Source organism: Planctomycetota bacterium (assembly GCA_016872555.1).
In the GTDB taxonomy this organism is placed as follows: Bacteria; Planctomycetota; Planctomycetia; order Pirellulales; family UBA1268; genus F1-20-MAGs016.
Genome location: VGZO01000034.1, coordinates 23,238 through 45,869, shown reverse-complemented (window position 1 = coordinate 45,869; position 22,632 = coordinate 23,238). Strand labels below are relative to the sequence as shown.

General features: G+C 70.9%; 19 protein-coding genes and 1 pseudogene. 13 read left to right on the top strand and 7 right to left on the bottom strand.

The window, feature by feature from the left end; genetic code table 11:
• The 4 genes from FJ309_12030 to FJ309_12015 form a co-directional block, all read left to right on the top strand.
• A partial coding sequence (locus tag FJ309_12030; protein ID MBM3955324.1) for a prepilin-type cleavage/methylation domain-containing protein occupies nt 1-208 on the top strand: 208 nt, incomplete at its 5' end.
• Between the two features lie 10 nt (nt 209-218).
• Nucleotides 219-623, top strand: coding sequence for a hypothetical protein (locus tag FJ309_12025; protein MBM3955323.1), 405 nt, complete (start codon nt 219-221; stop codon nt 621-623).
• 182 nt (nt 624-805) lie between these two features.
• Complete coding sequence (locus tag FJ309_12020) at nt 806-2,281, top strand: circularly permuted type 2 ATP-grasp protein (protein ID MBM3955322.1); 1,476 nt, start codon at nt 806-808, stop codon at nt 2,279-2,281.
• A gap of 3 nt (nt 2,282-2,284) precedes the next feature.
• A complete protein-coding gene (locus FJ309_12015; protein MBM3955321.1) occupies nt 2,285-3,232 on the top strand; it encodes an alpha-E domain-containing protein in 948 nt (315 codons plus the stop codon).
• Nucleotides 3,233-3,254: 22 nt separating this feature from the next.
• On the opposite strand, the gene FJ309_12010 is transcribed toward FJ309_12015, so the two are convergent.
• Nucleotides 3,255-3,992: a phosphoadenylyl-sulfate reductase gene (locus FJ309_12010; GenBank protein ID MBM3955320.1), complete on the bottom strand. Its 738-nt coding sequence runs from the start codon at nt 3,990-3,992 to the stop codon at nt 3,255-3,257.
• A 268-nt stretch (nt 3,993-4,260) separates the two neighbouring features.
• On the opposite strand from FJ309_12010, the gene FJ309_12005 reads away from it, so the two are divergent.
• Nucleotides 4,261-5,736, top strand: a complete 1,476-nt coding sequence (locus FJ309_12005) for a rhamnulokinase (GenBank protein ID MBM3955319.1) — start codon at nt 4,261-4,263, stop codon at nt 5,734-5,736.
• A 10-nt stretch (nt 5,737-5,746) separates the two neighbouring features.
• Here the strand turns inward: FJ309_12005 and FJ309_12000 are convergent, their stop codons facing one another.
• From FJ309_12000 to FJ309_11980, 5 genes are all read right to left on the bottom strand, one after another.
• Entirely contained in the window at nt 5,747-7,687 is a 1,941-nt protein-coding gene (locus FJ309_12000; protein MBM3955318.1) for an ABC transporter ATP-binding protein, read from the bottom strand.
• 310 nt (nt 7,688-7,997) lie between these two features.
• Nucleotides 7,998-8,885: a bifunctional 5,10-methylenetetrahydrofolate dehydrogenase/5,10-methenyltetrahydrofolate cyclohydrolase gene (locus FJ309_11995; protein ID MBM3955317.1), complete on the bottom strand. Its 888-nt coding sequence runs from the start codon at nt 8,883-8,885 to the stop codon at nt 7,998-8,000.
• Nucleotides 8,885-9,934, bottom strand: a complete 1,050-nt coding sequence (locus FJ309_11990) for a hypothetical protein (GenBank protein MBM3955316.1) — start codon at nt 9,932-9,934, stop codon at nt 8,885-8,887. Before FJ309_11990 ends, FJ309_11995 begins: the two co-directional genes overlap by 1 nt.
• Nucleotides 9,931-10,347 carry a DUF1844 domain-containing protein gene (locus FJ309_11985; GenBank protein MBM3955315.1) on the bottom strand — a complete coding sequence of 139 codons (417 nt, stop codon included), beginning with the start codon at nt 10,345-10,347 and terminating at the stop codon, nt 9,931-9,933. Before FJ309_11985 ends, FJ309_11990 begins: the two co-directional genes overlap by 4 nt.
• Nucleotides 10,316-11,941: a CTP synthase gene (locus tag FJ309_11980; GenBank protein MBM3955314.1), complete on the bottom strand. Its 1,626-nt coding sequence runs from the start codon at nt 11,939-11,941 to the stop codon at nt 10,316-10,318. The genes FJ309_11985 and FJ309_11980 overlap by 32 nt, the downstream gene beginning before the upstream one ends.
• Nucleotides 11,942-12,077: 136 nt before the next feature.
• Here FJ309_11980 and FJ309_11975 point away from each other — a divergent pair, with 136 nt between their 5' ends.
• The 7 genes and pseudogenes from FJ309_11975 (at nt 12,078) to FJ309_11945 (ending at nt 20,682) form a co-directional block, all read left to right on the top strand.
• Nucleotides 12,078-13,166: a 3-deoxy-7-phosphoheptulonate synthase gene (locus tag FJ309_11975; GenBank protein ID MBM3955313.1), complete on the top strand. Its 1,089-nt coding sequence runs from the start codon at nt 12,078-12,080 to the stop codon at nt 13,164-13,166.
• 211 nt (nt 13,167-13,377) lie between these two features.
• On the top strand, nt 13,378-15,669 hold the full coding sequence (locus tag FJ309_11970) for a chemotaxis protein CheA (GenBank protein ID MBM3955312.1): 2,292 nt from the start codon (nt 13,378-13,380) through the stop codon (nt 15,667-15,669).
• A gap of 16 nt (nt 15,670-15,685) precedes the next feature.
• Nucleotides 15,686-16,216: a purine-binding chemotaxis protein CheW gene (locus FJ309_11965; GenBank protein ID MBM3955311.1), complete on the top strand. Its 531-nt coding sequence runs from the start codon at nt 15,686-15,688 to the stop codon at nt 16,214-16,216.
• A 31-nt stretch (nt 16,217-16,247) separates the two neighbouring features.
• A complete protein-coding gene (locus FJ309_11960) occupies nt 16,248-17,864 on the top strand; it encodes a hypothetical protein (GenBank protein MBM3955310.1) in 1,617 nt (538 codons plus the stop codon).
• Nucleotides 17,865-17,977: 113 nt separating this feature from the next.
• The gene (locus FJ309_11955; protein MBM3955309.1) at nt 17,978-18,817 is read left to right on the top strand and encodes a protein-glutamate O-methyltransferase CheR; all 840 of its coding nucleotides are present in this window, start codon (nt 17,978-17,980) and stop codon (nt 18,815-18,817) included.
• A gap of 14 nt (nt 18,818-18,831) precedes the next feature.
• A complete protein-coding gene (locus tag FJ309_11950; GenBank protein ID MBM3955308.1) occupies nt 18,832-19,935 on the top strand; it encodes a chemotaxis response regulator protein-glutamate methylesterase in 1,104 nt (367 codons plus the stop codon).
• Nucleotides 19,936-20,085: 150 nt separating this feature from the next.
• Nucleotides 20,086-20,682 (top strand): annotated as a pseudogene (locus FJ309_11945) (lipid-binding SYLF domain-containing protein).
• A gap of 291 nt (nt 20,683-20,973) precedes the next feature.
• Here FJ309_11945 and FJ309_11940 read toward each other — a convergent pair.
• A complete protein-coding gene (locus FJ309_11940) occupies nt 20,974-22,029 on the bottom strand; it encodes a glycosyltransferase (protein ID MBM3955307.1) in 1,056 nt (351 codons plus the stop codon).
• An 11-nt stretch (nt 22,030-22,040) separates the two neighbouring features.
• On the opposite strand from FJ309_11940, the gene FJ309_11935 reads away from it, so the two are divergent.
• Nucleotides 22,041-22,631, top strand: coding sequence for a putative colanic acid biosynthesis acetyltransferase (locus tag FJ309_11935; GenBank protein ID MBM3955306.1), 591 nt, complete (start codon nt 22,041-22,043; stop codon nt 22,629-22,631).
• Nucleotide 22,632: the final 1 nt, after the last annotated feature.

The window sequence follows — 22,632 nt, the reverse complement described above, 5'->3', positions numbered from 1 at the left end:
TTCGGCGCGCGTCGGCGGTGTCGGCGTGCCGATCGCGGCTGGACCGGATGATTCGGTCGCCGGCATGGGGCTGTTCGTGTTCGGGAGTTGGCACCCCGGTGGCTGTCCGATGGCGTTCGCCGACGGTCATGTCGACGTGCTCGGCGCCGAGACCGACACCGACCTGCTCGGCCGGCTGTGCAACCGCCACGACGGTCAGGCCCGGTGAGCGTGCGCCCATGACCGGCCTGACGACACGCGCCGTGTGGCTGGGCCTGCTCGTCGCCGTGGTCGGCTGCGGTTCCGCCGATCGCCTCTGGCCGGCTGCAGGACGGGTGACGTTCGCCGACGGCACGCCGCTGGCGGGGGGCGTGATCGAATGCCGGCCGGCGAACGGTCCGGGACCGACGGCGCGCGGTGCGATCGCTGCCGACGGCCGGTTCTCTCTGGAGACCTCCGGCCGGCCCGGCGCCCGCGCCGGCAGCTACCGGGTGGTCGTTTTGCCGCCGCTGGTGGTGGGCCACGCCCCCCACGGCGCCGGCGTGGCAACGCGGTTCGGTGGGTTCGACTCGTCCGGACTTGGGCTCGAGGTGCCGCCCGGCGGAACCACGGCGCTGACGGTGGTCGTCGAGGCGGGGCGGTAGCGATCGTGCGGTCGCCTCGGCCGCAAGGCCGTCTGCCCCGGCTGCGGCTCGCCCCGGTTGGTCACGCTGTCCACGGCGGGTATCTTCCGGCGTCCCCATGGCCCGGACAGGCGGCCGGCCGTGGTGCCCCGATCGCCCCGGCGCCCTCGATCCCGCGCCGGCACCCCTGTGACTCCGCCGCCATGGACCTCCGGGCCTACCGTACCGACGGCTTCTGGGACGAGCTGTTCGACGAGCAGCTCCGCCCCCGCCCCGGTGCCGAGCAGCTCGTCCGCCGGCTCGCCAGCTTCTCACACGGCGAGCTCGCCGCCCGGCAACGCGCCGCCGACAAGATGCTGCTGACGATGGGCATCACGTTCAACGTCTACGGCCACGAGGCCGGGACGGAGAAGATCTGGCCGTTCGACATCGTGCCGCGGGTGATCGACGCGGTGGAGTGGGAGCGCATCGAACGTGGGCTGAAGCAGCGGATCCACGCCCTCAACTGTTTCATCGACGACCTCTACCACCGGCGCCGCATCCTCCACGACCGGGTCGTGCCGGAGTGGCTGATCGACTCGGCGAAGTCGTTCCGCGGCCCGTGCGCCGGGCTCACCCCGCCGCGCGGGGTGTGGTGCCACATCACCGGCACCGATCTCGTCCGCGGAGGCGACGGGGTGATGTACGTGCTCGAGGACAACCTCCGGACGCCGTCGGGGGTGTCGTACGTCCTCGAGAACCGCGAGGTGATGAAGCGCACCTTCCCGCAGCTGTTCGACGGGCAGCGGATCAGCCCGGTGGAGAACTACCCGGAGAAGCTGCTGGCGATGCTCGAATACGTCGCGCCCTCGCAGGCGCGCGATCCGACCGTCGTCGTCCTCACCCCGGGGATCTACAACTCGGCCTACTTCGAGCACAGTTTCCTCGCCCGGCAGATGGGCGTGGAGCTCGTCCAGGGATCGGATCTGGTGGTGGTCGACCGCGTCGTCCACATGCGCACGACCCGCGGGCTCGAACGAGTCGACGTGATCTACCGGCGGATCGACGACGACTTCCTCGACCCGCGGGTGTTCCGCCCCGATTCGCTCGTCGGCGTCCCCGGCCTGATGGAGGCCTACCGCGCCGGCAACGTCGCGCTGGTCAACGCCCCTGGCACGGGGATCGCCGACGACAAGGCGGTCTACGCCTACGTACCGAAGATCATCCGCTACTACCTCGGTGAGGACGCGATCCTCCCCAACGTCCCCACCTGGGTGTGCGGCGAGGAGGCGCAGTGCGCTCACGTCGTCGAACACCTGGCCGAGATGGTGGTCAAGCCGGCCAACGAATCGGGGGGCTACGGCCTGGTGATCGGCCCCCGGGCATCGGCCGCCGAGCTCGCCGAGTGCCGCGCGCGGATCCTGGCCAACCCGCGGAACTTCGTCGCCCAGCCGATGGTGGCGCTGTCGCGCGTGCCGACCGTGGTCGGTGACACTCTCGAAGGGCGGCACGTCGACCTTCGCCCGTTCATCCTCTACGGCGAGGAGATCTTCGTCCTCCCCGGCGGTCTGACGCGCGTGGCCCTGGTCGAGGGGTCGCTGGTCGTCAATTCCTCGCAGGGGGGCGGCAGCAAGGACACGTGGGTGGTCCACGGACCGGCCAGTCCCGCCGAGGCGTCGTCCACCACGGGGGGCGGGTAACCGATGCTCTCACGCGTCGCCGACAGCATCTACTGGATGAACCGGCAGATCGAGCGCGCCGAGAACGTCGCCCGGGCGACCGAGACGACGCTCGATCTGGCGCTCGAGGGGACGGTCGATCCGGGGAGGCTGTGGAACGCCCTGATCTGTGCCTTCGGCGACCAGGCCGGGTTCGCCGCCCGGCACGGCGCGGCCGATCAGTCCCGGGTCTTCGAGTTCCTCGCCTTCGACGCCGGCAATCCCAACTCGATCGATCGCTGCCTCCAGGCGGCGCGGGAAAACGCCCGGACGATCCGCGACCTGATCTCCTCGGCGATGTGGGAGGAGATCAACAAGTGCTACCTGATGGTCCGCGCCGCGGCCGAGGCGCACGACCGTGGCGGCAACCAGCGGGAGTTCCTCGACGAGGTCAAGCGCGCGAGCCAACTGATCACCGGGGTCACCGACGCGACGATGTCGCACGGCGAGGCCTGGCATTTCGCGCGGATGGGGCGGCTGGTGGAGCGGGCCGACAAGACCAGCCGTGTTCTCGACGTCGAGCATTTTTTCGGCCCGGTGGCCGTCGACGGCCGCGACGCGGTCCAGTGGTCGGCGGTGCTGGAGAGCGCCAGCGCCCTGGAGATGTACCGCAAGCAGTACGGCGCCGTGTCGCGGCGCAACGTCGCCGAGTTCCTCGTCCTCGATCGCCACTTTCCGCGGGCAATGCACTTCTGCCTGATCAAGGGGGAGGAGTCGCTGCTGGCGGTCACCGGAGGGATCAAGGGAAGCTACAGCACGCCCGCCGAGCAGCGTCTCGGCCGGCTCCGCGCCGAACTCGACTACGCCCACATCGACGAGATCCTCGCCGGCGCCGGCGGGCTGCACGACTGGATCGACGGCTTCCAGACCGATCTCAACGCCACCAGCGACGCGATCCACGCCACCTTCTTCGCGACGCCGCCGGGCGGTTGACGCACCGCGACCGTCCCGCACCTCAGCCCTCGCGCGAGTGCAGCCCGCACTCGGTCTTGGCCGTGCCGCTCCACCGGCCGGCGCGTTCGTCCTCGCCGTCGAGGACCGCACGCGTGCACGGTGCGCAGCCGATGCTCACGTAGCCGCGGTCGTGGAGGGGGTTGTAGGGGATGTCCTCGCGGACGATCAGCTCCCAGACGCGTGACTTGGTCCAGTTGGCCAGTGGCGAGACCTTGACGACGCCGAACTTCCTGTCCCAGCCGACGATCGGCGCCGCCTGACGATCGGTGCTCTGGTCGCGGCGGATGCCGCTCATCCAGGCATCGAACGACGTCAGCACGCGGCGGATCACCGCCAGCTTGCGGTCGCCGCAGCAGCGGTCGGGGGCGGTGCGGTAGAGGGGGCCGCCGTGGAGCCGCTCGTATTCGGCGACGGTCGTCGCCGGGCGCTCGAGGGCGACCTCGATCCCGTAGCGGCGCGCCAGCCGGTCGCGGAGCGCGAGTGTCTCGGGAAATTGGTACCCGGTCTCGAGATTGAAGACGTGCGTCCGCGGCGCGACCTGGGCCAGCCAATGGATGATCACGCAGCCTTCGGGGCCGAACGCGGTGGCCATCGTGAGCCGCGTCCCGAAGCGCTCGGCGGCCCAACGGATGATCTCCGGTGGCTCGGCCGCCTCGAGGCTGCGGGTCGCCTCGGCCAGTTCCTCGAGCAGTCCGGGCTGCGGCTGCCGGGGAGTGTCGGCGGGATCGGCATCGGCCATCGGGGGAGCGTCCACACGTCGCGGGCCGGCAGGCACGGCGGCCGGCCCGGCAGGTGCGGCCCGGCACCCACAGCCCAAGCTAGTTGCTTCCCGCCGGCGTTGCGACTCCGGTTCTCGGCGGCTTCCGGCGGGCGGGGCCGACGGGGGTTTTCCCGGGGCCCGCCGGCGGGGAAGCTACCGGCCGGTCGAGGCCGTCGGCGAGACGGCCCGCGGGGTGCACGCCGGGGAACCGGCGGCCGGACGGCTGGCACGGCGACGGGAGAATTCCATGGCTCGCAAGGTGGCGCTGGCGATCGATCTCGGCGCGTCGGGCGGCCGGGTCGTGTCGGGCGCGTTCGACGGCAGGCTCCTCGAGCTCGAGGAGATCCACCGCTTCGACAACGGCCCGGTCGCGTTCGGCGGGCAGTTGGTCTGGGACATGGTCCGCCTCTGGCAGGAGGTCGTCACCGGCCTACGGGCCGCGGCGGACCGCCACGGCGGCAGCGTCGCGACGATCGGCGCCGACACCTGGGGGGTCGACTACTCGTTCCTCGCGCCGGCCGGGGAGCTGCTCGCCAATCCGGTCTGTTATCGCGACCCGCGCACCGTGGGGATGTTGGCCGTAGCCGAAAGGACCGTGCCGCGCGAGGAGATCTTCGCCGCCACCGGCCTGCAGTTCATGGAGATCAACACCCTCTACCAGCTCCTCGCCCTCCATGCGGCACGGTCTGACGTCCTTGCCGCCGCCGGCCGGCTGGTGATGATTCCGGACATCGTCCATTGGCTGCTCACCGGCACGGCCTCCAACGAGCGGACAAACGCGACGACGACGCAGTGCTTCGACCCGCAGGCTGGCGACTGGGCACGCGAGATGCTCGGGCGCTTCGGCCTGCCCGGGAGGATCTTCCATCCGGTCTTCGAGCCCGGCACCGACCTCGGTCCGCTGCGCGGCACGGTCGCTGACGAAACTGGCCTCGACGCCGTGCGGGTCGTCCTCCCCGGTACCCACGACACCGCCAGCGCCGTCGCGGCTGTGCCGGCGACCGACCCGCCGTCGAGCCGCCCCGACTGGTGCTACGTCAGCCTCGGCACCTGGGCGCTGGTCGGCGTCGAACTCGACCGGCCGATGGTCACGCCCGCCTGCCGCGAGCTGAACTTCACCAACGAGGGGGGCGTCGGCGGGACGACGCGGCTGCTGAAAAACGTCTGCGGGCTGTGGCTCGTGCAGCAGTGCCGGGAGGCGTGGAAGCGGGCCGGCACGGAGTGGAGCTGGGACCAGCTCACGGCGCTGGCCGGCGAGGCGCCGGCCCTGGTGACGCTCGTCGATCCCGACCATCCCGCGCTGATGGCCCCCGCCGACATGCCCGAGGCGATCCGTCGGGTGGCGCGCGAGAGCGGCCAGCCGGTGCCGGAGTCGACGGCGGCGGTGGTGCGCTGCGCCCTGGAGAGCGTGGCGGCGGCGATCCGCCGCCGTCTGGCCGAGGTCGAGCGACTCGTGGGACGCCGCCCGGGCAGGATCCACGTCGTTGGCGGCGGCGTGAAAAACCGGCTGCTGTGCCAATGGATCGCCGACGCCACCGACCGGGAGGTCCTCGCCGGGCCTGTCGAGGCGACGGCGATCGGCAACGTGCTGGTGCAGCTGCTCGCCACCGACGGGATCGTCGACCTGCGGGCGGTCCGCGCCGTGGTCCGTGACAGCTTCGAGATCGAGCGCTACCAGCCGCGCCACGCACGGGCCTGGAACGACCGGCTCGCGGCCGGTTGACCGCGGTGCGTCAGGCGACCTGCATCTGCCGCGCCGGCCGCTTCCGCACGGTGCCGTGCTCGACCTCGAGGATCGTGTCGGCGAGGGCCAGCGTGCTGGCCCGGTGGGTGATCATGATCACCGTGCGGTTAAAGACGTAGGCGGCCAGGGCCGCGTGGATGAGGCGCTCGCTCTCGACGTCGATCTGGCTGGTGGCCTCGTCGAGAACGAGGATCTCGGCGTCGCGGAGGAACGCCCGTGCCAGGGCGATCCGCTGGCGCTGGCCGCCCGAGAGGCGGAAGCCGTTGGGGCCGACCATCGTCCGGTAGCCATCGGGGAAGTCGGCGATGAACTCGTGGGCGTGGGCGCGCTTGGCGGCCTCGACGATCTCCCCCTCGGTGGCATCCCAGCGGCCGTAGCGGATGTTGTAGAGGATCGACTCGTTGAACAGCTCGGTCTGCTGGGTGACCAGCGCGATCCGCCCGCGGAGGTCGGCCAGCGCCAGGTCGGTGAGGGGCACGTCGTCGATGAGGACACGTCCCGCGGTCGGATCGTAGAACCGGCAGATGAGGTTGATCAGCGTGCTCTTGCCACCGCCGTTGGGCCCGACGATCGCCACCCGCTCGCCGAACGGGATCGAGATGTTCACGCCGGCGAGGACGGTGTCGATCTGGTCGTAGCTGAACGAGACGTTCTCGAGGCGGATCTCGCGGTGGGGGCGGGGGAGCTGCCGCGGGCTGGCCGGCTCGGCGAGCCGCGACGGCGTGTCGAGCAGCGGATAGAGCGACTGGGCTCCGACGATCCCGACGTTGACCCCGGTGAACACGCCCGACAGCTTGCGCACCGGGTCGCTGGCTCCGATCAGCATCCCGAAGAAGACCATGATCCCCGGCACGGTCATCGGCCGCTCGGTCATCGGGATCCCGAAGATCTCGGTCTGCTGGTTGATCACCAGCCACGCGCCGACGGCGATGCTCGTCGCCACCATGCCGATGCCGAGAATCTCGGTGATCGGATTGGCCAGCGCGAAATAGAACGTGTGCCACATCCCGGCGCGCATCACGTCGCGGGTGCAGGCACGGAACTTGTCGCGCTCGAAGCCCTCCATCGTGTAGGCCTGGACGGTGAGGACGTTGTTGAGAGCCTCGAGGAGGACGTGGTGGAACCCCATCGACCGCGACAGGATCCGCTTCGAGACGCCGCGGATCCGCCGGTTGAGCCAGACCATCAGGAAGCCCACCAGAGGGGCGAGCGTGAGGCACGCCAGGGTGAGCTGCCAGGAGATGCAGAACGCCCCGGCGAGGCAGGCGATGATCTTCAGCGGCTCGGTGATCGCCCCGCCGAACACGCTGGTGATGCCACTGGCGAGCATGTCGGAGGTGCCGGTCACCTGTGCCATGAATCCGGCCGAACCGTTGCGCATGAACTGCGTGCGGTCAAGGGCCAGCGCCTTGTCGAATACCTTGAGGCGGATGTCGCGGCTGATGTTCATCGCCACCCAGGCGACCAGCAGCGTCGAGGTCATCAGCAGGGCGTGCTTGACGAACGTGCTGACGACGACGAACGAAACCACCCACAGCACCGTGGTGAACGGATCGACGGGGAGGAAGCGGTCGAGCCAGGGGGCGAGGTGCATTGAGCTCGCGACCACCGCCTCGTCGCTGCGGACTGCCAAGGCGAATCGCTCGCGCTGCCGGCGCAGCTCGGCGGCTTCGGCTGGCTCGGTGGCGATCCGGGCGTCGAGCGCGGCGACCGCCGCACTCGACCGTTCGATGCCCTCGCGGGTGGTCGCGATCCGCTTGGCGTTCCAGGACTGGAGCGAGTCGCCGTTGAGCGTGACTTCGATGATCGGGAACAGAGCCGCGATGTTCGCCCCCCAGAGGCTGGCGACTCCCGCCGAGCAGAGGAACGAGGCGATGAGGAACGGCCACATCCGACCGGCATCGCGCAAGGCGCGCACGAACGTTCCCATCGGCGGTTTGGTCCCCGGACGTGGCGGAGTGGTGTCCACGAGAGAATCGGTCCGCAGCGGCCCGAACCGCACGGCGGGCCGCCGTCGGACCGGAAGGGAAAACTGGGGCGAACAGTCAAACAGGGCTGCCGGGCCAAACGAGCGGACGTCTGCGGCCGGCAGGCCGTTGCGGCGGGGGAGACTAGAGCGGAGAAGGACGGCGGACAAGGTCAGCCAGAGGCGGCCGACTCGTCGCGGTCGGCCCGGTTTACCCCGCTTCCCCGGTCGTGTGACCGACGCGTCGGAAGGTCGGTTCCGTCGTCGCTCCGCACTACCGCCTTCCGATGTGGAGCTCGGCCGCCAGCAGCGTGTTGGCCAGGAGCATCGCCACCGTCAACGGGCCGACACCCCCGGGCACCGGCGTGATCGCCCCGGCGACCGCGGCGACGGCGGGGAAGTCGACGTCGCCGACGAGACGTGATCCGGTCGGCGTTTCGACGCGATTGATGCCGACGTCGATCACCGTCGCACCGGGCTTGACCATCTCGGCGGTGATCAGGCCGGGCCTCCCGACTGCAGCGACGAGGATGTCGGCGGTGCGGCAGTGCTCGGTGAGGTCGGTGGTGTGGCTGTGGCAGATCGTCACCGTGGCGTCGCCCCCCGGCCCTCGCGATGCCAGGAGCAGGGCGAGCGGCTTGCCGACGATGTCGCTGCGGCCGACGATCACGGCACGACGGCCGGCGGTGGCGATCCCGGCATCGACGAGGAGCCGCTGGACCCCGGCTGCGGTGCAGGGGATGAACCGGGGGCGCCCCTGCGACAGCAGCCCGGCGTTTTCCGGGTGGAAGCCGTCCACGTCGCGGTCGGCAGGAACCGCGTCGAGGACCGCGAGGGTGTCGACGTGGCGCGGCAGCGGCAATTGGACGAGGATTCCGTCCACCGGGCCGTGGCTGCCGCGGGCGATCCCGGAGACGAGCGCGACCAGCGCGGCGGTGTCGGCGGACCCGGCGACACCGACGACGTCGGCGTCGATCCCGACGCGCGCCGCGGCCCGGGCCTTGGCGGCGACGTACGAGGCGCTGGCCGCGATCTCACCGACGAGCACGACAACCAGCCTCGGCGCCCGCCCCGCGGCCGTGATGAACGCTGCCACCTCGTCGCTCAGCGACTCCTCGATCGCGCCGGCCAGTGCCTTGCCGTCGAGGATTCGGGCGGGCATCACTCGGCTCCGATCCAGCGGCGGTAGCGGGCATCGACGGCAGCCGTCGTGGCGTCACCGTCGTGGAGGATGACCAGATAGCGGAACGTGAGGGACTTCCCGGCGGGGATCGTGTGGTCGCCGCTCCCCTTCTCGGCGCCGCTGAAATCGTGGGCGCCGAACGGGTTGGCGGCGAACAGGCCGTAGTCGCGCGCGTGCCACCAGGTGGGATGGCGCAGGTTCGTGGGGTGGTCGAACATCGCGATCCCGACGACGCGGCCGTCGATCGTCCCCGAGTAGTCGACCCACCGGGCGCGCTTTCCCCAGGCGGCGGCGTTCTCCTGCCCCTCGGAGTTGACAATCCTCCCCGCCGCCCCCTGCGAGCCATTGGCGTCCTTCGGTTGCAGCTCCGTGGCGACGCGGATCGCCATCGTGCCCTCCTTGGTGTCGCCGAGCGTCACCGAACCGTGGTCGGCGCGGAGCGTGACCGTGATCTCGATCGACCGCGACGTCTCGTCGGCGGCGAACACGTAGCTCCGCTCGTCGGAGCAGACCGCGGCCCCGTCGGGACCAAACCAGTCGTTGACCGAACTGACGGTGACCGGCTGATCGCCACCGCTGCTGGCCCCGAGCTCACGCGCCACGATGCGGGGAATCGGGTCGGCGCCGGCCGGCGGCGGCCAGGGACCCTTTGCCTTGCCCCAGAAGTCGATGCCGTTGACGGCGCCATGCGTGAACCAAAGGGATTCGTGGTGCGGATGGTCGTGGGCCTCGCCGGCGACACCCTCCTCGAGCGGCCAGGCGCGGGAAAGGCGCTCGCCGTGGGGGCCGACGAGCGGGAACAGGACCGGTTTGGCACGGCCTCCGCTGTGGTATTCGGCCACCGGCTCGCCGTCGGCGAGGATCCGGAACCCGTCGGGTTTCGGTTCGTTTTCGGGGATCGCCACGAAGGTCATCGTCGCCCGGCGGACGGGGAGGCGGGCTTCGGCGGCCGGCGACGGGCCGGCGAGGGAGAGGGTGACGAGGGCGGCGACGGCGGCGCTCGGGAGGCGGGGCAGGGTGTGCGTCATGGGTCGGTGCTCCCGGAGTCGTCGGTCGCGGGAGCCGCGCCACGGCTCTCCTCTTCGATCATGAACTGCATCCGCAGCTGGTGCTGGACCTCGTCGAGCAGCCGGCGCTCGTCGGGGGTGAGGTTGCCGGTGGTCTTCTCCTCGAGCACGGCGAGCATGTCGATGAAGTGGCGGGCCGCGCCGAGGTTCTTCATCGCCTGCCTGGTGATCGGATTGGGGATCCTGCCCAGCGCCATCAGCGCCTGTGTGAACAACGAGTGGACGAGGAACTCGAAGCTCGCCGGCGGTGCGCCGCGGTCGGTGGCATCAGGGTCCACGGTGGTCTCCATGCTCGAGGTTGGGCAAGGCAGGGCTCGGGTGATCACCCGTGATGACGCATGATCAGGACTCGGCCACCCAGGCGCTGCCGGCATGGCGCTCGACCGCGGCGGCGACGAGCCCGGCGAACAGCGGGTGGGCGGCGGTCGGCTTGCTCTTGAACTCGGGGTGGAACTGCACGGCGACGAACCAGGGGTGGTCGGCGAGCTCGACGATCTCCACCAGCCCCCCATCAGGGCTCGTGCCGGCGATCACCAGCCCCGCCTCCTCGAGGACGGAGCGGTATTTCATGTTGAACTCGTAGCGGTGCCGGTGGCGTTCGGTGATCCGCGTCCGCCCGTAGGCGGCGGCGGAGCGCGAACCCTCGGCCAGTTCCGCCGGTTGCGCGCCGAGCCTCATCGTGCCCCCCTTGTCGGTCACCGACCGCTGCTCGTCCATCAGGCAGATCACCGGATGGGGTGTGGAGCGGTTGAATTCGGTCGAGTGGGCGTCGGTCAGGCCGGCGCCGTTGCGGGCCAGCTCGATCACGGCGCACTGCATCCCCAGGCAGATGCCGAGAAACGGCAGACGCCGGCGCCGGGCGAAGCCGATCGCCTCGACCTTGCCTTCGATCCCGCGCTCGCCGAAGCCGCCGGGGACGACGAGCCCGTCGAACCCGGCGAGGAGCCGCTCCGCCCCCTCGCGCTCGATGTCCTCGCTCTTGATCGGCTGGACACGGACCTGCGTGCGGTGGGCGATGCCGCCGTGGTCGAGGGCCTCGTAGATGCTCTTGTAGGCGTCGCGGTGCTCGGCGTACTTGCCGACCAGGGCGATCGACACCTCGTGTTCCGGATTGCGGAGCCGGTGGAGGATCTCGTGCCACTCGTCGAGATCGGCAGGGGGCGCCTGGCGGCCGAACCGGCGCAGGACGAGGTCGTCGATCCGGTTGGACTGGAGCGACAGCGGGACCTCGTAGATCGAGAAATCCTTGTCGCGCTCCTCGATCACGGCGTCGAGGGGAACGTTGCAGAACAGCGCGATCTTCTCACGGTCGGAGGTGTCGAGGGGGCGCTCGGTGCGGCAGACGAGGACGTCGGGCTGGATCCCGATCTGCCGGAGGATCCCCACCGAATGCTGCGTCGGCTTGGTCTTCAGCTCCCCCGCCGCCTTGAGGTAAGGCACGAGCGTGAGGTGGATGAACATGCAGTTTTCGCGCCCGACCTCGAGCGGAATCTGGCGGATCGCCTCGAGGAACGGCAGGCTCTCGATGTCGCCGACGGTTCCGCCGATCTCGGTGATCACCAGATCGGTGTCGGGGCCGGCCAGCGCCTTGATCACCTCCTTGATCTCGTTGGTGATGTGGGGGATGACCTGGACCGTCTTCCCGAGGAACTCCCCGCGACGCTCCTTGTTGATCACCGACAGGTAGATCTGCCCGGTGGTGTAGTTGCAGGCCCGGGTCAGGGGCGTCGAGGTGAAACGCTCGTAGTGGCCGAGGTCGAGGTCGGTCTCGCTGCCGTCGTCGAGAACGTAGACCTCGCCGTGCTGGTAGGGGCTCATCGTCCCCGGATCGACGTTGATGTAGGGGTCGAGTTTCTGCATCCGCACCCGCAGGCCCCGTGATTCCAGGAGCATGCCGATGCTGGCGCTGGTGAGCCCCTTGCCGAGGGAGCTGACGACCCCGCCGGTCACGAACAGATGCCGCGTCATGCCTGGGCTCTCCTCCTCGCCTCCCTGCGTGCCGCGGTCGCTGCCGCGGTGGCCGCCCATCGACCGCCCGATTGAACCAGTGGCTTCCAGGGTGGTCAATCGCCCGCCCGCGCCCGCCGCGGTGTAGAGTGGGAGGATGACGATCCTGCCCGACGACATCACCGCCGCCCCGCCGCAGGCGACCGGGAACCTCCGGATCCGCAGCCTCGAGCCGCTGGTGCCACCGAGCCGGCTGGCGGCCCTCCTGCCGCTCGACAATGCCGCCACGGAGACGATCCTGGCGGGCCGGCGGGCGGTGGAACGCGTCCTCGCCGGCGCGGACCGGCGGCTGATCGCCGTGGTCGGTCCCTGCTCGATCCACGATCCCGAAGCCGCCCGCGACTATGCCCGGCGCCTGGCCGACATCGCCGGCCGGATCGCCGACCGGGTCCTCGTGGTGATGCGCGTCTACTTCGAGAAACCGCGGACCACCGTGGGCTGGAAGGGGCTGATCAACGACCCGCACCTCGACGATTCGTTCGACGTCGCCGCCGGGCTGCGCCTGGCCCGCGGGCTGCTCATCGAGATCGCCCGCCTCGGCCTGCCGACGGCGACCGAGTTTCTCGAGCCGATCACGCCGCAGTACATCGCTGACACGATCGTGCTCGGGGCGATCGGCGCCCGTACGACCGAGTCGCCGACGCACCGGCAGATGGCCAGTGGCCTGTCGATGCCCGTCGGCTTCAAGAACTCGACCGACGGGTCGCTCCAGGCCGCCGTCGACGCGATGCAGTCGGCCCGGGCACCGCACAGCTTCCTCGGCATCGACAACCAGGGGGGGACGTGCGTCGTCTCGACGCTCGGCAACCCCTGGGGGGTGCTGATGCTCCGCGGCGGCCGGTCGGGGTCGAACTACGCCCCCGAGTTCCTCCACGAGGCGCGCACGCGGCTCGAGGCGGTCGGGCTGCCGGCGCGGATGATCGTCGACTGCAGCCATGCCAATTCCGGGAAGGACCATCGCCGGCAGTCGATCGTGTGGCGCGACGTCCTCGCCCAACGCGTCGCCGGCGACCGCTCGATCGTCGGGATGATGCTCGAGAGCAACATCCACCCCGGCAGCCAGCCGGTGTCTGCCGATCGCGGGCGCCTCGCCTACGGCGTGTCGATCACCGACGGCTGCATCGGCTGGGACGAGACGGCGCTGCTCCTCGGCGAGGCCCATGCCGGCCTCGGGTCGGCCTCGTGACCGTGGTGTGATCGTCCCCGGTGGCGCGTTCGACACCACCCCACCGGCTGACTGCCGACCGTGCGGATCAGGCGGGCGATGACGGTCGCGGTCAGTTTGCCGGGCCACGATTGCGGGGCTAGTCTCGACCTGAGGCGGAGAAGGCGGGGTGCTCGCGGCCGTGCGCGGGACCGGTTCCCTCTCCCCATGGTCCCCGCCCGACGCTTCCGCCATGACCAAGCCGGATGATTCGCCGGCCTTCGCCGCCGAAGCGGGGGAGCTGATCGGAAAGATCGGTCTGGAACTGGCCTTCGTCACCCCCGGGCAAGCGGCCTCGGCCGCAGTCCTCGACGACCTGTTCGCCGAATTGCTCGTCCTGCTCCCTGCCACGGCCCCGGCGGCACTGGTCGACGGCGTGACCGCCGCCGCCGAGCGCCTCGCCTCGGTCGCCGGCGGGGGCCAGCGTCCCTCGGCGGCGACGATCGCCCTGCTTGGCGACTGGCTGCCATGGTGCGAGGAGGCGATCGCCTCATGGAGCGCGGGGCGCACGATCACCCCCTGGGCTCCGCCCACTGCGGACGCGGGCGCTGCGGTGCCGGCCGAACCGGTCGCCGCGCGGCCGCCGGTGTCTCCCGCTCCCTCTCCGCCGCCTGTCGCGCCCCCGGCCGCCCTCCCCGACCTGCCCGAGATGGCGGTCGACGTCGTGCCGCCTGACGCCGACCCCGACCTCCTGCCGCTGTTTTGCGCCGAGGCAGAGGATCTGCTCCGCGAGATCGAGCAGGGTGTGCTGGTGCTGGAGACCGATCCGACCGATGGCGCGCAGCTCGCCGCGCTGTTCCGCGCGTTTCACACGTTCAAGGGGAACGCCGGGGTGATGAAGCTCGGCGTGATCCAGCAGCTCACGCACGAGCTCGAGTCGCTTCTTGACGGTGCCCGGCGTGGGCAGCTCGTCCTCGGCCGCGAGGCGATCGGCGTGATCCTCGCCGGGGCGGATGTCCTCGAGCGGTTCGTCGCCGAACTGGGGGCCCAGGCCGCGGGGAGCCGTCCCCGCGGGGCACTGTCGCTCCCCGTTCCGGCGGTCATCGAGGGGGCGCGGCTGGCGATGCTCGCCGCCCCGTCGGCTCCGTCGGCCGCTCCCGCCGTGGCGGCCGTGCCGCAGGTTGCCGCAGCCGTCGCGCCGCAGCCTGCCGCGGCCGTCGCGCGCGGCGGCGCGGCTCCGCCACCTGCGGCCACTGCCGTGCCGGCCGTGCCCGCGCCCGCGGTCGTCGTGCCGGAGCCGCAACCCGCTGCGGCACCAGCTCCCGGGCGCGCCGCGTCCCGCGCTGCCGGCGGGGCGATCGTCCGCGTCGACACCCACAAGCTCGACAGCCTCATCGATCTGGTCGGCGAGCTGGTCATCGCCCAGTCGATGGTCGTGCAGCATCCCGACATGGTGGCATCGGGTGACTCCGACCTGTCGCGTGCCGTGGGCCAGCTCCGCGGCATCACCTCCGACCTCCGCCGGACGGCGATGGCCCTGCGGATGGTGCCGATCAGGGCGACGTTTCAGAAGATGGCGCGCCTCGTCCGGGATCTGGCCGTGCAGCAGGGCAAGGAGATCCAGCTCGTGCTCGAGGGGGAGGATACGGAGCTCGACCGCACCGTCGTCGACGACCTCTCCGATCCACTCGTCCACATGATCCGCAACTCCGCCGATCACGGGATCGAACCGCCTGAGGAGCGCGCCCGCGCCGGCAAGCAGCGCTGCGGGACGATCACGCTCCAGGCGTTTCACCAAGGGGGCTACATCGTCATCCGGATCGCCGACGACGGCCGCGGACTGTCCCCCGAGCGGATCCGGCGCAAGGCGGAGGAGCGGGGCATCGTGTCCTCGACCGCGGCCCTCGACCGCCGCGAGATCCTCGAGCTGATCTTCGCCCCTGGTTTCTCCACCGCCGAGACGGTCACCGACCTGTCGGGGCGCGGCGTCGGAATGGACGTGGTGCGGCGGACGATCGCCGGCCTGCGCGGGAAGATCGAGATCGATTCCTCGGTCGGCTCCGGGACGACGTTCACGCTCTCGGTACCGCTGACACTGGCGATCATCGAGGGGCTGCTCGTCGGTGTCGCCGGGGAGCGCTACGTGATCCCCACGCTGTCGGTGCGCGAGAGTTTCCGGCTCCAGCCCGGCATGGTGAGCACGGTCCATGGCCGCGGCGAAATGGTCATGGTCCACGGCCGGCTGATGCCGCTGTTGCGGCTGCGTGGCCGCCTCGGCACCGCAGCCGAGGCGACAGCGTCGCGCGCGGCCGGCGCGGACGACGGGGTGGTCGTCGTCGTCGAAGCGGGGGCAGACGTCCGCTGCCTTCTCGTCGACGAACTGATCGGCAAGCAGGAGGTCGTGATCAAGGACCTCGGGGAGATCTTCCGTGACCGCACCGACTTCGCCGGCGCGGCGATCCTCGGCAACGGTCGGGTGGGGTTGATCCTCGACGTGGCGGCGCTGGTGCAGCTCCGGGGACGGCAGGGGGAGGCGGCCGCCTGAACCGCGGCCGGGAATCATGACCGACAGGGAACCGGATGCCCAGGCGGCTGCCGCGCCGGGGAAGTACCTCACCTTCACGCTCGGCGACGAGTCGTACGGGATCACCGTCGCTGTCGTCCGGGCGATCATCAAGCTCTGCCCGATCACGCCGGTCGCCGGCATGCCGCCGTACGTCAAGGGGGTGATCAACCTCCGCGGCAAGGTGATCCCCGTCGTCGACCTGCGGACGCGCTTCGGCCTACCGCCGCGGGCCGACGACGAACGGACGCTGGTGATCGTCACCGCCCTGCCGACCCTCTCCGGAGGCGCGCGGTTGCACGGCGTGATCGTCGACCGCGTCGACGAGTTGGCGACGTTCACCGCCGCCGACATCGAGCCGACTCCCGACTTCGGCGGAGCCATCGACATCCGCTTCATCCAGGGCATGGCAAAGTCCGGCGACCGGGTCACGGCGCTGGTCGACCTGGAGGGCATCGCCGCGGCCGAGATCGCCGCCCCGGGCCCCGAGCCGATCGCCCCGCGTGCCACGCCCGCATCCCCCGCCTGACACCCTCCTCCCACCCCGCTGGAACGTCGCCATGATCACCTGGACCATCCCCCGCCGCCTCGCCGCCGCGTTCACCGTGCTCGTGCTGCTGACGCTCCTCCTCGGCCTGGCCGGGCTGTGGCGCTTCGTCACCCTCGCCGACCGGATCACGAGCCCGAAGGATGGTCTCGCCGCCAACATCATCCCGTCGATCGCGACCCTCAACGAGATCAGCACGCTGACTACGAGGGTCCGTCGCGTGGCGCAGCGGAGCATCGGGTTCGAGAAGGGCTCGGCGGAATTCCAGGCGGAGGTCGCGGCACTCGACAAGGCCCGGGCCGACGGCGACGCCTTGTGCGGAAAGTACGAGGCGATGATCTCCGACGACCGGGATCGGGAACTGTTCACGAAGGCCGCGAGCGCCCGCAGCAAGCTGCTCGCCGAGGTCGATGCGATGATGGAGTTGATCAGGGAAGGCAAGGCGAGCGACGCCGGTTCGGCTCTCATCACCAAGGTCGACCCGGTCCTCGAGCGGCTCCTCGATGCTTATCGTGAATCTTCCGAATACAACAAGTCGTTCGCTGAGCGTGTCGCCAGCGACGCGACCGCTGCCGTGCGGCAGGGCTACTGGCTGCTCGGGTCGGGGATGGCGCTTTCCGCCTTGCTCGGCGCACTCTTGGGATGGCTGAGCAGCCGCGGGGTCAGCCAGGCGCTCGGGGGCGTGAGCGCGTCGCTCGAGAAGGGGGCGGCCCAGACGAGTGCCGCCGCCGGACAGCTCTCGTCGGCCAGCCAGGAGCTCGCCGCCGGCGCCAGTGAGCAGGGGGCGAGCGTCACCGAGACCAGCGCCGCACTCGAGGAGATGTCGGCGATGATCCGCAGCACCGCGGGCAACGCCGAGAAGGCGAAGGCCTTCGCCGGCCAGGCGCGGGCCGCCGCCGAGACGGGGGTGCGGACGATGGCGGAGATGACCGCGGCGATGCGCGCCATCGAGCAGTCGAGTGCCGACGTCGCCAAGATCGTGAAGAACATCGACGAGATCGCCTTCCAGACCAACATCCTCGCCCTCAACGCCGCCGTCGAGGCGGCCCGCGCCGGTGAGGCCGGGGCCGGGTTCGCGGTCGTCGCCGACGAGGTCCGCTCGCTCGCCCAGCGCAGCGCCGCGGCGGCCAAGGAGACGGCGTCGCGGATCGAGACGGCGATCGCCAACAGCCGCCAGGGCTCGGCCAACTCGGCCCGGGTCGGCGAGTCGCTCGAGGAGATCGTGGACAAGGTCCGCTCGGCCGACGGGCTGGTCGCCGAGATCGCCACCGCGGCGCGCGAGCAGGCCCAGGGGATCGACCAGGTGACGCTGGCGATGACCCAGATGGACAAGGTCACGCGCGACACCGCCGCGACCGCCGCCGAGAGCGCGGGTGCCGCCGAGGAGCTATCCGGGCAGGCCCGGGGCCTCGAGGACACGATCCGCTTCCTCCGCTCGCTGATCCGCGCCGACGTGGTCTCCCGGGCCCCGGCCGCACCGGCGGCCCGCAGCCTCGCCACTGCGCCCGCGGCTCACGGACGGGCGCGACTGTCTCCACTTCCACGACAACTGCCGGCGCCGCGGATCCCGATGCCGAGCGATAACCGCGCCGCCGTCGACGCCGAGGATCGGCACTTCACCGAGTTTTGACCGTCGCAGTGCCCCGGTGGGGGTTCCGGTGCGCGCGGAAGCGCGCCGTTCCGCCGGCCGGTGCGTAGGATCGCTACGGAGGCACGACGGTGGCGAGGAAGGATTCCGCGACGATGGTCGGACCGGTTGAAATCCTGCTGACGCCGGAGGCGTTCGCCTGGCTCTCCGAGCTGATCTACCGGCGCAGCCGGATCTGCCTCGGCGAGGACAAACGCGTGCTCCTCGCCAGCCGCCTCGGGCAGCGGCTCCAATCGCTCGGCCTGGCGACCTACGAGGACTACTGCCACCTGCTGGCGGCCGCCGGTGACGACGAGGTGGCGGAGTTGATCGACCTCGTGTCGACCAACCACACCCGGTTCTTCCGTGAACCGGTCCACTTCGAGCTGCTCCGCGGGATCCTCCCCGACCTCGCCCGAAGGGCGCTCGGCGCGGGGCGGTCGCTGTCGCTGTGGAGTGCGGCCGCCTCGTCGGGTGAGGAGGCCTACTCGATGGCGATCGTCCTCGCCGAATCGGCGGCGGAGCGCCCGGCGGTGGGATGGACGATCGAGGCCTCCGACATCTCACGGCGGATGCTCGACCGCTGCCGGATGGGGATCTACGAGCTCAAGCGACTCCAACTTCCGGACGGTGCCTGGCGCGGCCGCTACTTCCTCCGCGGGTTCGGCGAACGGGAGGGATTGGCGCGCGTCAAGCCGGCACTGCGCCGCCGGCTCTCGGTCCGTCAGGTGAACCTGTTCCAGGACCGCTATCCCGTTCCCCCGGGACAGGACGTGATCTTCTGCCGCAACGTGATGATCTATTTCGATCAGCCGTCGCGGGCCGCGCTGCTCACCCGGCTCACCGAGCAGCTCGCTCCCGGGGGGTACCTGTTCGTCGGGCACACCGAGAGCCTCACCGGGATTCCCCACACGCTCGAATCCTGCGGGCCGAGCGTCTACCGGAGGCCCGGGTGACCCGGTCGGCATCGATGCCCACTGCCCCTCCCCAGCCACCGGCGCGGATCAAGGTGCTCGTCGTCGATGACTCGGCGCTCGTCCGCGAGGCGATCAGCGCGGCGTTGTCGCGCGATCCGGCGATCGACGTCGTCGGTACCGCTTGCGATCCCTACGTCGCCCGCGAGAAGATCCTCCGCCTCGATCCCGACGTGATCACGCTCGACATCGAGATGCCACGGATGGACGGGCTGACGTTCCTGCGGATCCTCATGAAGCACCACCCGCTGCCCGTGGTGGTGGTCAGTTCGCTGGCCCAGCAGGGGTCACAGGTGGCGCTGGAGGCGCTCGAAGCCGGCGCCGTCGACGTGCTCGCCAAGCCGAACGGCACGATGTCGGTCGGTGATCTGGCCGGCCGCCTCGCCTACCATGTCAAGGCCGCGGCGGCGGCGGGGAGCGGCCTGGCGGCCCGGCGCCGTCGTTCCACCGGCGACGCCGCGGCGCTGCCGCCGGCGACGGCCTCTGTCTCCGCCAACGATCCGCGGCAGTTGGTCGTGATCGGTGCCTCGACCGGTGGCGTCGAGGCGCTGCGGCAGGTCCTCCCCCGGCTGCCCACCGGGTTGCCACCGATCGCCGTCGTCCAGCACATCTCGGCGACCTTCTCCGCGGCGGTCGCGGCCCGCCTCGACGAATTGGCGGCCATCCGGGTCGTCGAGGCGGTCGACGGCATGCGGCTCGAGCCCGGCTCGTGCGTCATCTCCCCCGGCGACGTCCATCTGGCCGTGACCTGGCAGGGGGATGCCCACCGCGTGAAGCTCGTCCACAGCCCGCCGATCCACCACTGCCGTCCCGCGGTCGACGTGCTGTTTCGCGCCGCGGCCGAAGCCGGCGGCGCGCACGTCGTCGGCGTGCTCCTCACCGGCATGGGAAGCGACGGCGCGCTGGGGATGGAGGCGATCCGGCGTGCCGGTGGGCGGACGATCGCCGAGGCCGAGAGCAGTTGTGTCGTATTCGGCATGCCCCGGGCCGCGATCGAGCGCGGGGTCGTCGATGCGGTCCATCCGCTCCGCGAGATTCCCGCCGCGATCGTCCGTGCGGTCGGGGCGCGGGCGTGGCCATCGGCCGCGGCCCGGGGCTGAAACTGCCGTCGCGTCGCGGCGCGGTTTTTCCTACCCTCGCCCAACCGCTTTTCCCCGCGAGGCATTCCCATGTTTCCTTCCGTCCCGCCCCGCTGCCGGCCGCTCGGGCCAGTCGCCGCCCCGGTGTTGCCCCTGGTCGTCTGCTCCGCCATGGCGCTTGCGATCGTCGCGCTGCCCGCCGCCGGCCAGCAGCCGTTTCCCACGGCCGCGCCGGTCGCCGCCCAGCCGGCCGTGTTTGGCCAGGCCCCGGTCGCCTTCGGGCAGCAGGAGGTGGAGACGGTCGTCGGGGCGCGCAACGCGCTCGAACAGTTCAGCGGCCTGGCGATCGAGTCGATCCCGCCGGCGATGCTGACGGCCGCCGAGGGGGTCGCGATCTTCCCCAACATGATCAAGGGAGGGTTCATCTTCGGCGTCAATTACGGCCGCGGCGTGCTCCTCGTCCGCCGTCCCGACCGCACCTGGAGCGCGCCGGTGATGGTGACGATGGGGGGCGGCAGCGTCGGCTTCCAGGCCGGCGTCCAGGCTGCCGACATCGTGCTCGTGTTCGCCACGCCGCGGAGCCTGCAGGGGATGCTCGCCGGCCAGAAGGTGACGCTCGGCGCCGACGCCTCGATCGCCGCCGGCCCTGTCGGCCGCACGGCCAACGCCGGCACCGACGCCCGGCTCGGGGCGGAGATCTACTCCTATGCCCGCAGCCGGGGGCTGTTCCTCGGTGTCTCGCTCGGCGGCAGTGACCTGTCGGTCGACAACAATGCCAACGCCCAGTTGTACGGTCGCTTCGGCGTCACCACGGCCGACGTCTTCAACGGCAATGGCATCGCCCTCCGCCCCGAAGTCCAGCAGTTGATCACCGACCTCAATGTTCGCTCCCACGCCGTGCCCGTCGCGCCGGCGGCGGCGCCGACCGCTCCGGCGACCGCCACGCCGGTGGCCCCGGGGCCGGCCGCCCCGCTGGTTCCGATCACTTCCGCGCCGGCTCCGGCGACGCTGTCGCCGCCGGTCGCGCCCCCGGTGGTGCCGATCAACCGCTGACGGCGCTCAGGCCGGTCGCGGGCAGGTCGCCTTGAGCCAGCGCCGCCGCAGCCGGCGCTTCACGCTCCGGACCACGGCTGGAATCCGGTCGATCCCGAGGGTCCGCGCCGGCCCGCGCTGCCGGGCGACGGGCACGACCGGCGTGGCGAAAACCCGCGCGAACTGATCGAGGACGCGCTCCAGGTCGACGCACGCGGGCACCCGGTTGCCGCGCAGCCACGGTGTGGCGAGCAAGCGGGCGTGAAGGTCGGGATCGCGGTCGACGGCGATCACCCGCTCGATCAGGTCGTCGAGCGACGGCGAGTCGTGGGCGGAGAGGAAGCTCCGGGTGTCGAAGTCGCGGCCGACGAGTGGATCGCCCCAGTAGATGGGGATCGAGTCGACGAGCATCGGCTCCATCACCTTCTCGGTGGTGTACCCGGGGGTCGACTCGTTCTCGAAGGCGATCGTGAACTTCGACTCGGCGATGAACGCCATCTTGTCGGCGACCCGTCCGCCGACGGTGTTGAACAGCCGCCCGCCCGAGTCGACGGGCCGGTAGCGGCACAGGCGCCGGAAGAAAGCGTTGCGCACCGGGCAGAGCGGGTTGGAGACGACGAACGAGCAGAACCGCGTCTTCGCGGCGACGAGGGCGGCCGGATCCCGATCGGGGCGGTGGACGAGGCGCGAGGGATCGCCGTACAGGCCCCACAACGGGAGCCGGAAGTGGCGCGGGTGGGGTCGCGGATCGAACGAGAACGCCCAGTCGCACTCGGTCCAGTCGGGGGGCTCGTTCTCCCCGGTGTAGAAGATCTTCACGCAGTCGTGGCGGCGATGGTCGTGGCGCGCGCGGCCGATCCGCGAGTAGATCAGCCACTCCGGCCGGTCGACGACCTCGATCGCGAACCGCCGCGACAGCAGCCGCGTGAAGTAGTTGTCGTGGGGATCGAAGTCGTCCCAGAAGCCGCAGAAGCCGATCCGCACGGGGTCCGTCGTGGGAGCTCCGGTGGTAGCCGGAGCCGCCGATTGCCCCGGCCACCGGGCGTCGTCGATACTTTCCCGGTGCTCACCCGCTCGTGCCATCGATGGACCCCATGGAACACCAGCTACCGCCGATCCCCGACGGCGCCGAGGCGTCGTTCTACCGGGTCACGTACCGAAATCGCCTGTCCTTGGCCAACCGCCTCGGTCGGATCGCCTGGGGCATCGTTCACGCGATCCTCTTTCGAACGACCCCCGCGCCGCTGTTCGGGTGGCGGCGGTTCCTCCTGCGGGCCTTCGGTGCCCGTCTTGCCGCCGATGTGCATGTGTATCCGACGGCGCGGATCTGGGCGCCGTGGAACCTGTCTATGGAGCGCGGCAGCTGCCTTGGGCCCGAGGTCTACTGTTACAACGTGGCCCCGGTCCACCTCGGGATCGATGCCACCGTCAGCTACCGCGCTTTCCTGTGCTGCGCCAGCCACGACATCCACGACCCCGACCGTCCACTCATCACCGGACCAATCCATCTGGCACGGGGTGCCTACGTGTTCGCCGACGCGTTCATCGGGATGAACGTCACGCTGCACGAGGGCGCGGTCGCGGCGGCCCGCGCCGTCGTCGTCAAGGACGTGGCGGCGTTCGAGATCGTCGGCGGCAATCCGGCCCGGGTGATCGGCACGCGACGACTCCCCCCGCCGGGCTGAC

What these genes read in the sequence shown, in the direction of transcription:
- FJ309_12025 (MBM3955323.1), top strand. Translation starts at nt 219, where the DNA reads ATGACCGGCCTGACGACACGCGCCGTGTGGCTGGGCCTGCTCGTCGCC.
- FJ309_12020 (MBM3955322.1), top strand. Translation starts at nt 806, where the DNA reads ATGGACCTCCGGGCCTACCGTACCGACGGCTTCTGGGACGAGCTGTTC.
- FJ309_12015 (MBM3955321.1), top strand. Translation starts at nt 2,285, where the DNA reads ATGCTCTCACGCGTCGCCGACAGCATCTACTGGATGAACCGGCAGATC.
- FJ309_12010 (MBM3955320.1), bottom strand. Translation starts at nt 3,992, where the DNA reads ATGGCCGATGCCGATCCCGCCGACACTCCCCGGCAGCCGCAGCCCGGA.
- FJ309_12005 (MBM3955319.1), top strand. Translation starts at nt 4,261, where the DNA reads ATGGCTCGCAAGGTGGCGCTGGCGATCGATCTCGGCGCGTCGGGCGGC.
- FJ309_12000 (MBM3955318.1), bottom strand. Translation starts at nt 7,687, where the DNA reads ATGGGAACGTTCGTGCGCGCCTTGCGCGATGCCGGTCGGATGTGGCCG.
- FJ309_11995 (MBM3955317.1), bottom strand. Translation starts at nt 8,885, where the DNA reads ATGCCCGCCCGAATCCTCGACGGCAAGGCACTGGCCGGCGCGATCGAG.
- FJ309_11990 (MBM3955316.1), bottom strand. Translation starts at nt 9,934, where the DNA reads ATGACGCACACCCTGCCCCGCCTCCCGAGCGCCGCCGTCGCCGCCCTC.
- FJ309_11985 (MBM3955315.1), bottom strand. Translation starts at nt 10,347, where the DNA reads ATGCCGGCAGCGCCTGGGTGGCCGAGTCCTGATCATGCGTCATCACGG.
- FJ309_11980 (MBM3955314.1), bottom strand. Translation starts at nt 11,941, where the DNA reads ATGACGCGGCATCTGTTCGTGACCGGCGGGGTCGTCAGCTCCCTCGGC.
- FJ309_11975 (MBM3955313.1), top strand. Translation starts at nt 12,078, where the DNA reads ATGACGATCCTGCCCGACGACATCACCGCCGCCCCGCCGCAGGCGACC.
- FJ309_11970 (MBM3955312.1), top strand. Translation starts at nt 13,378, where the DNA reads ATGACCAAGCCGGATGATTCGCCGGCCTTCGCCGCCGAAGCGGGGGAG.
- FJ309_11965 (MBM3955311.1), top strand. Translation starts at nt 15,686, where the DNA reads ATGACCGACAGGGAACCGGATGCCCAGGCGGCTGCCGCGCCGGGGAAG.
- FJ309_11960 (MBM3955310.1), top strand. Translation starts at nt 16,248, where the DNA reads ATGATCACCTGGACCATCCCCCGCCGCCTCGCCGCCGCGTTCACCGTG.
- FJ309_11955 (MBM3955309.1), top strand. Translation starts at nt 17,978, where the DNA reads ATGGTCGGACCGGTTGAAATCCTGCTGACGCCGGAGGCGTTCGCCTGG.
- FJ309_11950 (MBM3955308.1), top strand. Translation starts at nt 18,832, where the DNA reads ATGCCCACTGCCCCTCCCCAGCCACCGGCGCGGATCAAGGTGCTCGTC.
- FJ309_11940 (MBM3955307.1), bottom strand. Translation starts at nt 22,029, where the DNA reads ATGGCACGAGCGGGTGAGCACCGGGAAAGTATCGACGACGCCCGGTGG.
- FJ309_11935 (MBM3955306.1), top strand. Translation starts at nt 22,041, where the DNA reads ATGGAACACCAGCTACCGCCGATCCCCGACGGCGCCGAGGCGTCGTTC.